The organism is Arachidicoccus rhizosphaerae, from assembly GCF_900107765.1.
In the GTDB taxonomy this organism is placed as follows: Bacteria; Bacteroidota; Bacteroidia; order Chitinophagales; family Chitinophagaceae; genus Arachidicoccus; species Arachidicoccus rhizosphaerae.
The window spans coordinates 18,272-32,902 of sequence record NZ_FNQY01000003.1; the positions used below are offsets into that span (position 1 = coordinate 18,272).

Consider the following 14,631-nt stretch of genomic DNA (forward strand, 5'->3'; position numbering starts at 1 on the left):
TTTTAAAAATGTAGCCTTTTTACGTATAATAATATATAAATAGCCATTTAGAAAAGTCGTAATGATTACTTAATAAAAAGCAAAACCAAATGCTGCTGCATGACGAATTAATCGCATGCAAGTTATTGTCTTGTAATGGATAATCTCCAAAATCTTTCCATTTAAACTTTAACAAAGACACTTAAATAATTAATTATCAATTATTTAATATCAGACAATTTCTCAAACCCCTTCATGAATCAAATCTGCAAATTTTTGAACAATTTTTAGATATCGTTTGACTTTCTTTAACTCATATTTGCTAACGAAATGTTTACGGCCAGATTAACACTCATCAATAACGATACTGTAATTAAACCAAACGGCTGGTGAACAAAAATTAAATCATTGTACATTTTTAAGGTTAGAAAACTATGAATTGTATAAAAAAAATGCGGATTTCATATCTGTGTATCCTCGCTGTGCTGCTGGCGGGTCTATGGAGCAGCTGCAAAAAAGACGCTGTCAGTGACACGTCCGGTGCTTACAATCCAGGAGAAAGTGTCTCCGTGACCGGATTTTTTCCGACTACCGGTGGCGGAGGCCAGCAACTTGTCATTTACGGGAGCAATTTCGGCAATGACAAGTCCATTGTGTCTGTTAAAATCGGCGACCAGTCCGCCACTGTGATTAACGTACATGACAATGCAATTTATTGTATTGTTCCCGACAAGGCCTATACGGGAGAAATCGAAATAACAGTAGGTACTAATACCACTCAGCAGGTGGCTATGGCCAGCGAATCATTTGAGTACCAGCGTAGGATGGTGGTAACGACACTCGCCGGGAAGAAAGATGAAAGAGGTAATTATGACATTAAAGATGGCACCTTTGCCGATTGTGGTGGATTTTTAAATCCTTCCTGGCTGGTATTTGATCCGAAAAACCCTCAGCTATTATATATGGGGCAGGATGGAGGAGATATCAGACTGCTTAATTTCAAAGATAGCGTCGTAACAACTCCTATAACAAGAGGTATGGGTAACTGGAGTCGCATCAGAACAATCGCCTTCACTTTAGACCAGGATCACATGATTGTGGCCAATGACCAGGGGGATGTCAATGGTGTTGCGACTTCCATTTCCACCAGAGCCAATGGTTTTAAAGATCCCAAAGTACTTACTTCCTATAAACAGTGCAATGGTGCCTCTATACATCCGGTCAACGGTGAATTATATTTCAACAGCTATGAAAAAGGGCAGTTCTACCGCTTTGATATGGATAAGTATTTTGAGCAGAATACAGGTATTAAAGGCTATGACGAACTCTTTAAAATCCAGGACAATAGCTGGGAATTTCAAATTGACATCGCGCCTACCGGCGACTATGCCTATATAGTCGTTATCAATCAGCAATACATATTGAGAACGGATTATAATTGGGATACCAAAACCTTTATGCAACCTTATGTGGTATGTGGTGAACCGCGCTCAGCAGGTTGGGTAGATGGTGTAGGAACCTCAGCCAGGTTAAGCAATCCCTATCAGGGAGTATTTGTCAAAAACCCTGATTATGCCGGCAAAAAAGATGAATATGATTTTTATTTTACGGAGCAGGGCAACCACGATATCCGCATCCTCACCCCTGAAGGGAAAGTTACCACATTCGCGGGTAGAGGCAGCTCCAGTATAGACAATAACCCATATGGACATATTGACGGCGGACTACGCACAGAAGCCCGTTTTGACCAACCCAAAGGCCTTGCCTATGATTCTACCAATCAAATCTTTTATGTTGGAGATGCCGAAAACCACTGTATTAGAAAAATTTCATTAGAAAACTAAAATATTATTGCTATGAAGCAAGCGTTAATGCGAAAAACTTTTATTTTCTTCTTATTAATTTTTACCTCTATCGCAGCCTTTTCACAGGGCAAGATAGAGGTCTCAGGAAAAATTACTGACGGAGAAACCGGTGAACCGCTATCTGGAGTGAGCGTTTCTGTCATCAACTCAGCAGGCCTGGGTACTTTCTCTTCGAAAGAAGGCGACTTCTCCATCAAGGTAGAATTGTATCATAAGTTGCTATTTTCTTATATCGGATACGACACTGTTGAAGTGCTGATCAAAGACCAAAACGCCCTGAATATAAAACTACAAAAATCCGTCATTAAAGCCATGGATGAGGTAGTGGTAACGGCTGTCGGGCCACAGAAAAAAATAAATGTCACAGGAGCTATTACCTCGGTTGATATGGATGATCTTCGCAAGTCGGCGGCCACCGCCAGTGTTGTCAATACCCTTGCCGGTAATGTCCCGGGGATTATGGCCATGCAAACCTCTGGTCAACCCGGTAAAGACATTTCTAATTTCTGGATCAGGGGTATATCCACCTTTGGTGCCAGTAATGGTGCCTTAATCCTGATAGACGGATTTGAAAGAGATATCAATGAAGTAAATATTGACGACATCAAATCTTTTTCTATCCTTAAAGATGCATCAGCGACGGCCATGTACGGATCAAAAGGAGCAAACGGTGTTGTACTGATTACCACAAAACACGGTACGATTGGTAAAACAACCATTAATGCAAAGGTGGAGTCCTCCTATAATACCCGAACCATAACACCGGAATTTGTGGACGGCAACACCTATGCGAACTTAATTAATGAAGCGCAAATCACCAGAAATAAACCGGCCATATACAGTCCGGTAGAATTACAAATATTAAAGGAAGGACTGGATCCTGATCTATACCCAAATGTTGACTGGTCCAAACAATTATTAAAAGATGGAGCATATACCAAAAACGCCAACCTCAATTTAAGCGGTGGTGGAACAACAGCCCGGTATTTTGTGTCAGGAAGCTATCTGGATGAAGATGGTATGTATAAGACAGATGACCAGCTGGCAAAAGATTACAATACGAATGCGGATTATCAAAAATGGACCTATCGACTCAATACAGACGTGAGTGTTACCAAAACAACCGTTTTAAAACTTGGAGTATCCGGATCGCTTACCAAAAGAAACAGTCCGGGCCTTGGAGATGATGACGTCTGGGGAGAATTATTTGGTTATACAGCTATTCGTACACCCATTACCTACTCTAATGGCTATGTCCCTGCAGTGGGAACCGGCAATCAAACCAATCCATGGGTGGCTGCTACGCAAACCGGATATAATGAAAACTGGCAGAACAATATTCAGACGAACGTTACGTTGGATCAGGATTTCAATTTTATCACAAAAGGACTCACCTTTGAAGGCAGTTTTGGCTACGACACCTATAACACGAGTGCCATTCAGCGCCATAAATGGCCGGAACAATGGAAAGCGGAGCGGTATAGAGATCAGGACGGAAATTTAGTTTTCATTCATCAAACAGACCCAAGCGTCCTGACTCAATCCAGCAGTTCTGACGGCAGTCGAAGAGAATTTCTGATTGCGATGTTAAATTACAATAGAGCCATTCAGGATCACCACCTAGGATTAGACCTTAAATACACACAGGAATCAACGACTTTCACCCAAAACCTGGGAGACGACATAAAAAAAGGAATTGCCAAACGAAACCAGGGCATTGCAGGACGCGCCTCTTATAACTGGAAAAACAAATACTTTGTAGACTTTAATTTTGGGTATACCGGTTCTGAAAACTTTGCAGTAGGCCATCAATACGGTTTCTTCCCGGCAGTATCGGGTGCCTGGAATATATCTGAGGAACGCTTTATCAAAAATAACCTTCCCTGGATTAATCTATTTAAAGTCAGATATTCATACGGTAGGGTGGGTAATGATAATCTAGGAGATAACCGCTTTCCATACCTATATACAATTGCAGATGGCAAAGGTGGTTATGATTGGGCCGAATTCGGAAATGATAAAAATTATGGAGGTCTAGGCTACTCCCAGGTAGCATCCCCGTATGTGACCTGGGAAATGGCCACCAAGCAAGACATCGGCCTCGACCTTTCTTTGCTGAACAACGACATCTCATTAACGGTAGACGCCTTCAAAGATGAGCGTACCGGTATATATATGGACAGAAATTTCCTTCCGGCCTATATCGGACTGACCAGTACGCCAAGTGCAAATGTGGGCGCCGTAAAATCAATGGGCGTTGATGGAAATATCACCTTGAAACACCAGTTCAATAAGGTCAATGTAACACTCAGAGGAAATATTACACTCAGTAAAAATGAAGTCCTTGACAGAGATGAACAAGAGAGCGTTTACCCTTATCAGATGCAAAAAGGCTACCGCGTAGATCAGACGAGGGGATTAATTGCCCTTGGATTATTTAAGGATTATGATGATATCAGAAACAGCCCTACCCAAACCTTCGGATCATATCAACCTGGTGACATCAAATATAAGGATGTCAATGGTGACGGTGTAATCGACGATAATGATATCGTTGCAGTTGGTTCAACAAGTACCCCCAATTTAATATATGGCATGGGAGCTTCAGCCAGCTGGAAAGGATTTGACATTAGTGTTCTGTTCCAGGGGGCCGGTAAATCCAGCTTCTTTATCTATGGCAAAACAGTTTATGCTTTCAGTGAAGGGGAGTGGGGAAATATTCTAAAAAACATGGTGGATAACCGTTGGATATCAGCTGATATTTCCGGAGACCCGGCTACAGAAAACCCCAATGCACCCTATCCCAGACTTAGTTACAACGGTAATGATAATAATTTCCGTAATTCAACTTATTGGTTACGTAACGGGGCTTATCTAAGAATCAAAAACATGGATATTGGATATACCCTGCCTAAAGAAATGCTCAATAAAATTCATTTAAGCAGCCTGCGGATATACTGTATCGGCACTAATTTAATCACCTGGGCTCCATTTAAACTCTGGGATCCGGAAACAATCGACCCAAGAGGAGAGACTTATCCTTTAATCAAGTCCTTTACTCTTGGACTAACCGTAAACTTATAATATAAAAAGATCTATATTATGACTAATAAAATATCCGCCATTGCCGTTTTTATCCTGATGGCATCGCTACTGTTCTCCTGCAAAAAATACCTGGATTCTGATCAGTATTTTAAGGACCGGCTCACCCTTGACAAATCCTTTAATAATGTCCAATATATTGAAGAATGGCTGGCTAATTCATACTCATACTTAACGGGGGTGAATGCAGATGTTGCCAGTAAGGGCTATGAACCTTTCAACTTCTCAGATGACATCTATTATGGCGACCGTGATGTCGATTTTGACATCAAGGAAGAAGGCCAGCTATCTTATAACGCATTCAGCTTAGGTAATTATCATGAAAATGACAAACAGGACTCCTGGACTCAGTGTTACCAAGGTATCAGGAGCGCTTCTATTTTCATCTACAATATCGACGCCTCTACTGTGATTAATGATGAACAGAAGGCTGACTATAAAGCGCAGGCCAGATTTGTTCGCGCTTATTACTATTGGCTTTTACTTAGAAAATACGGGCCTATTCCCATTATACCTGACGAAGGCGCTGACTATACCAAAAGCTATGATGAACTGGCACTCCCAAGAAGCTCTTATGAAGCCTGTGCTGAATACATCGGCCATGAAATGGTTCTCGCCGCTAAAGATTTACCTCAAAGCAGAGGACAATTGGAAATAGCCAGACCAACGAAAGGCGCTGCGCTGGCAACACGGGCCAAAGTATTTTTATATGCGGCCAGTCCGCTGATGAATGGCGGTAAGGGTAGCATGGACTTCAAAAATCAATTATTGGATGATCAGGGTAATCCCTTACTTGGCATTACCTACGACGAAGAGAAATGGGCCAGGGCCGCAGCGGCAGCCAAAGACGTCATGAATCTTGGCGTGTATGCCTTATATGTTGCACCTTTTACGAACTCCGGCACACTCACTCATCCGGCTACCATTGCGCCGCCTTACAACGCCGAATTTTCTGATAAACCCTGGCCGGATGGCTGGGCCAATATCGACCCTTATCAATCCTACAGGGCTTTATTTGACGGTGAACTATCTGCCTCTGAAAACCCGGAACTGATCTTTACGCGGGGAAAAAACCAATCTACAGAAGGCATTAATGTGATGGTTGTCCATCAGCTGCCGCGTATTGCCTCCGGTTGGAACACGCATGGCATGACTTTAAAACAATGTGATGCGTACTATATGAACGATGGTTCCGATGTCCCCGGTATGGATCAGGAATATGGCAGAGGAAATGGCAGCCAGAGAGTTGGCGGCTTTGTGACAGACGAAGATGTGGCAGAAGGCAAATATAAACCACTGTTATCGGGTGTTTCCTTGCAGTTCGCCAACAGAGAGCCCAGGTTTTACGCCTCAGTTGGGTTTAACGGCAGCCTTTGGGATCTGACCAACGAATCAGAGGAAAGAAACAGAGAGCAACAGGTATTCTATTACCGCGGTTCAGGAAACGGATATACCAATACTATGTTTTGGCTCAGAACCGGCATCGGTATTAAAAAATATGTGAACCCTCAGGATACATATGAAAATGGGGATCTCAATAAAGTAGTTCCTAAATATGAACCGGCCATTCGTTATGCCGATATTTTACTGGAATATACAGAAGCCTTAAATGAACTCACCGGCTCTTATAGTATCCCCAGCTGGGACAGTGCCCAGACCTATACTGTTGCAAGAACCACTGAAGAAATGCGCAAAGGGTTGCGTCCTGTCAGAATCAGAGCTGGCGTTCCTGACTTCTCGGATGCTGTTTATTCCAGTAATACCGCGCTACGTAAAGCCATTAAACGCGAACGTCAGGTTGAGCTGATGGGAGAGCAGGAACGTTATTATGATCTGCGCCGATGGGATGATGCAGCAACAGAACTTGCCTTGCCTATTTACGGCTACAATGTGCTGATGACCTCAGACCAAAGAGATCTGTTCCATCAACCGGTCGCTGCATTTGCCCTGCAGAGCACTTTTGCTCCTAAAATGTATTTCTGGCCTATTTCGCTTACGGAATTGCAGCGCGACAAACGTTTAACCCAAAACCCAGGCTGGCTAACTTATAACAATTAAAATTTAAGTATGAAAAAGATAACAGCAATTCTAGCACTTCTGTTAATCGGGGCAACCATTAGTTGCAATAAAGACTGGACAACCGAACAATATGAGCAATATATTTCTTTTAAGGCCCCTATAAACGGAGATGGTATAACGCCCATACACGTTCGGTATAATCCCAATGGGCAGGTAAACTATGAGCTACCGGTCCTTGTCAGCGGATCTACCAATAACGATAAATCTGTTTTGGTTCACTTAGGAGTTGACCCCGATACATTAACGGCCTTTAACGATGCCAATTTTCAAAACAGAACAGATTTATATTATAAAGAATTAACAGACAATTATTTCACTGTCCCCGACACTGTATCCATTCCAAAGGGAGTCAATAGCAATACGGTAAAGCTGGGTTTTACTCTCAAGGATATAGATCTGGTAAATAAATGGATTTTGCCTTTAACGATCGAACCCGCTGAAGGTTACACGCCTAATCCACGAAGAAACTATGCGAAGGCGCTGCTTAGAATCGTACCTTTTAATGATTATTCAGGAACATACAGCGCTACTGCTCTTAAAGTTTATCTGAAAGGAGAGGAAGGAGGCTCTGCGATTGTAAAAAATACGGTTGAATCTTATGTAGTAGATGAAAATACCGTTTTTTTCTACGCAGGTACGGTAGATGAAAATAAAGGGGATAGGGGAAAATATAAAATATATGCGCATTTTGATGAAGATAAAAGAGAAGTGACCCTTTATTCAGATAATCCGTTAATGAATCTGCAGGTAAATCAGACCCTCAATTATTCTGTAGAGGAGGTGCCGGATGAGCTACAGCCATATCTGGTTCATAGATATCTGACAATCAATAATATAGATTATAATTATACAGATTACACATCTGTCGCCAATTCAACCATTGACTATACGATCCGGGGATCTCTGATTATGGAAAGAAAAATCAATACGCAGATTCCAGATGAGGATCAGGCTATTCAATGGTAATACATTGATGAATGACCGAACTTAAAAAGGCCCTGCGTAGCCAATTCTTTTATAATTGGCTACGCAGGGCCTTTTCATTGAAGAGAGACTTCCGCCTCCATTTCTAAAACCCTGAAATTGGTTTTTTTTGCCAACCACTTGTTAATCAATTCTCCTTTATCTTTTAGTATCTTTGTGCTGTAATCTTGGTCTTGTAACCAACAAAAGATGGACGGATCCATGAAGAAAAAATGGAAGATTGAATTTAACCGCTTTTTAGAAGTCAACTTTCTGATTTATATCAGCAAATGCCTGATCGGTTTAATCATCACTTATACCATTTATGTCACCTTTCCGCAGCATCAGTTTTTCTGGAGTGTCATCTCTGTTTTACTGGCCTTTTCTCCGGATGATAAAGATGCCAAAAAAGTAGCTTATGACCGGATGAAAGCCAATATTTTGGGTTCCTCCGTAGGTATGGTTTTATTTTTAATCCATTTTCCTAATCTCCTAATTATGGGCCTGGGAGTAGTGGCAACCATTGCCATAGCCACTTTACTCAATATTCAATCCACCACAAGAAGCGCACTTGCAGCCGTAGTCATCGTTTTATTATACGAGCAGGAAAATGCGTCCTGGCATATGGCCCTGGAAAGAATGATTTGTGTGATAATAGGTTGCCTGATCGCTCTGCTGCTTACCTTGCTTTTTGATGTAACGCTTTTTAAAGACAAACGCGGTCGATTAATCCGCAAAGCCAAGGTCGTACGAAAACATTACATAAAACGATAATATAAAGTAACTTTCCTTTAATTTTTTGAGTTTTCATGATGTGTAATCTTAGTGTATCTTTGCCTTATGCAATTTTACTGTCATTCACTTAGTTCCTATAAAAGGCTTAAGACCAGAGAGGTCAGAATAGGAGATTTGCTTTTAGGAGCCAATCATCCTATCCGCTTACAAACCATGACAACAACGGATACCATGAACACGGAAGCGACCGTGGCCGAAGCCATTCGTTGTATAGAAGCGGGAGCCGAACTCATCCGTATTACCGCTCCCTCTAAAAAAGAAGCCGAAAATCTGGCTAATATAAAAAAAGCGATAAGAGAGAGAGGATATAACACACCACTGGTTGCTGATATTCATTTTACCCCAAATGCAGCAGAAATCGCCGCTAAAATTGTGGAAAAAGTTCGGGTTAACCCAGGTAACTATGTGGATAAGAAGAAGTTCGAACAGATAGATTACACAGACGAAGCCTATAACGAGGAGCTGGATAGAATCCGAGACAGATTCACACCACTGGTGCGTATTTGCAAGGAATATGGAACAGCCATGCGAATCGGCACCAATCACGGAAGTCTCGGCGACCGTATTATGAGCCGTTATGGAGATACTACTATTGGCATGGTGGAGAGCGCCATGGAGTTTTTAAGAATCTGCCGGGACGAAGACTATCATAATATCGTACTGTCCATGAAGGCTTCTAATACCCATGTAATGGTCGAAGCCTATCGTTTGTTGATTCAGCAAATGGATGCAGAATTCGGTGAATTATATCCACTTCATTTAGGCGTAACAGAGGCCGGGGATGGAGAAGATGGCCGTATTAAATCAGCGGTTGGCATCGGAGCGCTTCTCGAAGATGGGATAGGGGATACAGTCAGGGTATCATTGACGGAGGATGCTGAACTAGAAATCCCGGTTTGTTATGATTTGGTCAAAAGGTATGACTATTCACTATCGTCAAATAAAGAAGTCCTGGAAAAGGAACCCTCTTTTGTGATTCCTCCATTCAATGGAACACATCTGCCTTATTCACCCTTTGAGTATAAACGAAGGGACTCAAATGAAATTTCCAATATTGGAGGTGCACATGTACCTGTAGTAATGGCGGATTTAAGTAAACTCAATCACATTACGCCGGCCGACCTCCTACAGGTTGGTTATCAATACAGTGAAAAACTGGACAAATGGTTCATTGGGGACCGTGCTGCGGATTATATCTTCATTGGATATCAAAACCTTGATTTTCAACTACCTGGAACTTTAAAAGCGGTCGTTTATCCCCCGGCTTATGATTTACAGGAGCATAAGGAACAATTTTGCCCCTTATTTGAAGTCGATAATTATCTGGCCGGTGCTGATCAAAAGGGGAAAGTCAACTTTGTCCATATTCCCATCTACTCAGATCCGGCTACCGATATTTCAGCGGAAGCTTTAAACCAATTGGCTGCTGACCCCACTGTGGTTTTGATTCTCAGTAGTAACCGCAAGAATGCCATGCAGGCAATTCGGCGGTTCATCATTGAGCTGGAAGAAAAAAATATTAATAATCCGGTTATAATAAGTACATCCAGTCATTGGCAAACAGCCGACGAGCACCTGATTCATTTTTCCACAGAGGCAGGCGGTCTGCTTGTCGACGGTATGGGAGACGGAGTGTTCTTCCATTTAAAAACAGCCTCCTATAAAGCATTGGCCGGAAACTTTCAGGCGGCAGCGGGCAGAAATTACCAACAAAATACCAATGTCGAACAATTTTTGAATGCAACTGCCTTTAGCATCCTGCAGGCTTCTAGAACCAGAATTTCCAAGACAGAATATATTTCCTGCCCAAGTTGTGGGCGGACCTTATTTGATCTACAGGAAACAACAGCCAAAATCAGGGCGGTCACCAATCACTTGAAGGGTGTTAAAATCGCCATCATGGGTTGTATTGTCAATGGACCCGGAGAAATGGCAGATGCCGATTTTGGTTATGTGGGTTCAGGTGTAGGCAAGATTACTTTATATAAAGGCAAGGAAGTCGTAAAAAGAAATATTGACAGCGAAATAGCGGTAGGAGAACTCATCAATCTTCTTAAAGACGGCGGAGTATGGGTAGACCCTGAACATCAACAAACTATATCATAGTCAATTACTTATTTAGTAAGGTAAATCCTGCTAAAGTAAAAGTTTTTACCTTACTAAATAAATACCTTTAAATGCATGGCACAACTGGTCACCATTTATACCTCTCTTAGCTTATCCGAGATTTATATTGCTCAAGCCAGACTGGAAGAGGCCGGCATTCTCTCTTTTACAAAGGACGAACGCCTTCATCAGACGGCACCCTACTTATCCTACGGCTCCAACGGCATTCAATTACAGGTTACCATTGACGAGGTGGACCAGGCAGTTCAGGTCCTGCAAGATGCTGACATACTGATTCCGGCCGTAGAAAAAAAGGATAATTTCTCTAAAAAGCTCAAATGGATATTCGTTTTAGTTTTGTTAATAGAACTCCTTTATTTGCTTCACAAAAACAAGGTAATTTAAGTTATAAAAAATATTTGTCTGGTATTCAAAGATGTTTATCTTTGCAGCCCGTTAAAATGCCTTTGCATCAAAAACGCAAAAAAGCGGATGTGGCGAAATTGGCAGACGCACTAGACTTAGGATCTAGCGCCGCGAGGCGTGTGGGTTCGACTCCCTCCATCCGCACACACCGTCTTACCCTATTAAGACGGTTTTTTTTTAATTTTTAATCACCTCGATAGGGAGGGGCGCAGCTGTTCAAACATGGCAACAATTACCAGAGAGAATATCGCACCATTAAACGATAAGCTCGTTGTAACACTAAAAAAAGAAGATTATCTACCTGCTGTTGATAAAAGCATTAAACAATATGCAAAGACAGCCAATATTCAGGGATTCCGTAAAGGAATGGTACCTGCCGGCCTGATCCGTAAAATGTACGGCCCGGGAATCTTCCAGGAAGAGGTTCTTAGAACAGTCGACAACGAAATCAACAAATATATCGGTGAAGAAAAGCTGGCTATTTTGGCGCAGCCTATTCCTTTAGAAAATAAAGACATTGAATTCGATTTTCAGAATCCCAAGGATTATGAATTTGCCTTTGAAATCGGTCTGCAACCTGAGGTAAATGTGGATCCCAAATCCATCAATGTCACTCGTTACCAGATTGACGTAACTGATCAGATTTTAGATGAAGAAGTGGACAGACTCCGTCAACGTTACGGCAATTATACCAATCCTGAAACTGTAGAAGACGAAAACGCAATCATCAGTGCAGAAATCACTTTGGACGGCCAGACGGCTCCTGCAGAGGAAGGCCAGGAAGCTACCAAACCAGCGGATACAGCAGTTACATTAAAAGATATTGCAAAAGGTCAGCAAAAAGAATTTAAAGGCAAAAAAGTAGGTGACACTGTAACAGTTGAACTTGGCAAAGCTTTCAAAGGGGAAATTCTGGACAGAGTTCTGAATGATCTGAAACTTGACAAAACTGATAAAGAAAATGCCAAGAAAACCGCTACTTTAAACATCACTAAAATAGGTCTTTTAGAACCTGCAACGCTAGACGAAAAGCTTTTTGACCAGGTTTATCCAGGAAAGGAAATCAAAACCGAAGAAGATTTTAAAACTGCTATCAAAGAAGATATTGGAAAATATTACCAGCAGCAGGCAAGCGGTCAGATACATGACCAGATTTATCATCACCTGACCGATCATGTCACGTTAGACATGCCGGAAGCATTCTTAAAACGTTGGATGAAACTCTCCAGCGAAGGCAAGAAAACCGAAGAAGAAATCGAGAAGGATGTAGTTGATTTTAAAAAACAATTACAATGGGCATTGATTTCATCTAAACTTAGCAGCGATAACGATGTTAAGGTAGATGCTCAGGATCTGAAAGATTTTGCCAGACACCAGTTATTAAGCTATTTGGGTGGCCAGATGAGTTTGCAAGGTAATGAAGCCTGGATTGATGAATATGTCAACAAAATGATGGCAGACAAGAAATTCATTGACGATGCTCACGGTCAGATTCGTATCGGAAAATTATTTGAAGTGCTGGAAGGACAGGTTGCGGCTAAGGATCAACCCATTTCTGAGAAAGAATTCACCGAAATGGTTCAAAAGCACCAGCACGAACATCATCACGAGCATCAGCACTAATCTGTCAGGGCCTTTACTTGCAGAAAGTAAATTCCCCTAGATTTGGCAAAATGCTCAATAGCTTTATTTTAAGCTAAAAAATGGCGGTTAATCCCACTTTTCAGGGTTTTGACCGCCATTTTCCATTTATCTAAATGGCAGAACAAATTATCTGAAACTGCCTTTTTGTCGGTTAAAAATCTACCGCACGAAGTTTGGTATAATTACCAAGATTTTATCCATTAAAACTCAGTGGAATAAAAAAATTGAATATCTTCAAACCCTAATATTAATATTTATGGACATAGGAAAAGAATTTGAGAAATATGCTGTAAAACACCAGGGTATCAGTAGCAATACGATGCACCAATATAAAGGTAATTTTACCGCTTTAACCCCCTATATAATCGAGGAGCGGCCAATGAACGTTGCTTCAATGGACGTATTCAGCCGCCTGATGATGGATCGCATCATTTTTTTAGGAGAAGGCATTAATGATTATGTTGCCAATATTATTACAGCACAATTACTCTTCTTAGACAGCGTTGACCGCACAAGAGATATACAAATGTATATCAATAGTCCCGGAGGCAGTGTTTACGCTGGTCTAGGTATATATGACACAATGCAATTTGTCTCTCCGGACGTTTCCACAATCTGTACCGGTATGGCTGCCTCCATGGGCGCTGTATTAATGACAGCCGGCGTTAAGGGCAAAAGAAGCGCATTAAAGCACAGTCGCATTATGATTCACCAGCCTAGCGGCGCCATTGGCGGCCAGGCATCTGACATTCAGATTACCGCCAGAGAAATCCGTAAAATCAAAAATGAACTGGATAATATCATTGCTGAACATAGCGGCAAGGATCCGGCTCAGATCGCAAAGGACAGAGACCGTGATTTTTGGATGACAGCACAGGAGGCGAAAGAATATGGACTGGTGGATGAAGTACTTATTTCAAACCCGAATAAATCAAAATCCTGACATATAATCTAGTATTAAAGACTTTTAAAATTTAGGATTAAGACTTATAAAAATACTTTTAAAGATGAATACACAATATAAAACACCTTTTTTAAAGCGTTTTGAAGAAGAAGAGGATGAACCCGAAAATAAACCGGAAAGCGGGAATACGGAACCAAAATCGCCTTTACTTTTAAAGAAGCAAGAGGAATTATTTCTAGAAAAAAGGGCCATTTATCTTTGGGGCGTAGTAGATGATAAATCCGCCCGGGATATCGTCAATAAATTATTGTTACTTGATGCCGATAAACCAGGAGAAGAAATTAAATTCTTTATCAACAGCCCAGGTGGTGTTGTTACCAGCGGTATGGTTATTTACGATACTATTGAGATGATTTCCAGCCCGGTAAGTACCATTTGTATGGGGCTCGCAGCCTCCATGGGCTCCATTTTACTCAGTGTGGGAGCTAAAGGCAGAAGATTTGTTTTTCCGCATGGAGAAATTATGATCCATCAGCCTAGTATTGGTGGATACTTTCAGGCCACCTCAGCCGATATTGAGATTCAGGCGGAGCAAATTGAAAAGACCAAATTAATGGGCGCTCAATTACTTGCAAAAAATTGCGGCAAAACCGTAGAACAGGTCCTCAAGGACTTTGACCGTGATTTCTATATGGACGCAGAACAGGCTGTAAACTATGGCATTGTAGACGCAGTCTTGGAAAAATTATAAAATACTTTTCGTTAAAA

At 41.5% G+C, this 14,631-nt stretch carries 10 protein-coding genes and 1 tRNA gene; all 11 read left to right on the top strand.

The features are described from left to right. The first annotated feature begins 413 nt into the window (after positions 1–413). The 11 genes from BLU80_RS03800 (at position 414) to BLU80_RS03850 (ending at position 14,614) form a co-directional block, all read left to right on the top strand. Positions 414–1,823 carry an IPT/TIG domain-containing protein gene (locus BLU80_RS03800; protein ID WP_091393689.1) on the top strand — a complete coding sequence of 470 codons (1,410 nt, stop codon included), beginning with the start codon at positions 414–416 and terminating at the stop codon, positions 1,821–1,823. A 12-nt stretch (positions 1,824–1,835) separates the two neighbouring features. Continuing rightward, positions 1,836–4,928, top strand: coding sequence for a SusC/RagA family TonB-linked outer membrane protein (locus BLU80_RS03805; RefSeq protein ID WP_091393692.1), 3,093 nt, complete (start codon positions 1,836–1,838; stop codon positions 4,926–4,928). An 18-nt stretch (positions 4,929–4,946) separates the two neighbouring features. Beyond that, complete coding sequence (locus tag BLU80_RS03810) at positions 4,947–7,004, top strand: RagB/SusD family nutrient uptake outer membrane protein (RefSeq protein WP_091393695.1); 2,058 nt, start codon at positions 4,947–4,949, stop codon at positions 7,002–7,004. A 9-nt stretch (positions 7,005–7,013) separates the two neighbouring features. After that, a complete protein-coding gene (locus tag BLU80_RS03815; RefSeq protein WP_091393699.1) occupies positions 7,014–7,991 on the top strand; it encodes a DUF4973 domain-containing protein in 978 nt (325 codons plus the stop codon). 219 nt (positions 7,992–8,210) lie between these two features. Beyond that, positions 8,211–8,762, top strand: coding sequence for an FUSC family protein (locus BLU80_RS03820; RefSeq protein WP_170831131.1), 552 nt, complete (start codon positions 8,211–8,213; stop codon positions 8,760–8,762). 66 nt (positions 8,763–8,828) lie between these two features. Next, complete coding sequence (ispG, locus tag BLU80_RS03825) at positions 8,829–10,889, top strand: (E)-4-hydroxy-3-methylbut-2-enyl-diphosphate synthase (protein WP_091393706.1); 2,061 nt, start codon at positions 8,829–8,831, stop codon at positions 10,887–10,889. Between the two features lie 75 nt (positions 10,890–10,964). Then, the gene (locus BLU80_RS03830; protein WP_091393710.1) at positions 10,965–11,294 is read left to right on the top strand and encodes a putative signal transducing protein; all 330 of its coding nucleotides are present in this window, start codon (positions 10,965–10,967) and stop codon (positions 11,292–11,294) included. A gap of 83 nt (positions 11,295–11,377) precedes the next feature. Next, positions 11,378–11,459, top strand: a tRNA-Leu gene (locus BLU80_RS03835). A gap of 78 nt (positions 11,460–11,537) precedes the next feature. Continuing rightward, positions 11,538–12,938: a trigger factor gene (locus tag BLU80_RS03840; protein WP_091393713.1), complete on the top strand. Its 1,401-nt coding sequence runs from the start codon at positions 11,538–11,540 to the stop codon at positions 12,936–12,938. 277 nt (positions 12,939–13,215) lie between these two features. After that, complete coding sequence (locus BLU80_RS03845; RefSeq protein WP_091393716.1) at positions 13,216–13,902, top strand: ClpP family protease; 687 nt, start codon at positions 13,216–13,218, stop codon at positions 13,900–13,902. Positions 13,903–13,966: 64 nt separating this feature from the next. Then, a complete protein-coding gene (locus BLU80_RS03850; protein WP_091393719.1) occupies positions 13,967–14,614 on the top strand; it encodes a ClpP family protease in 648 nt (215 codons plus the stop codon). Positions 14,615–14,631: the final 17 nt, after the last annotated feature.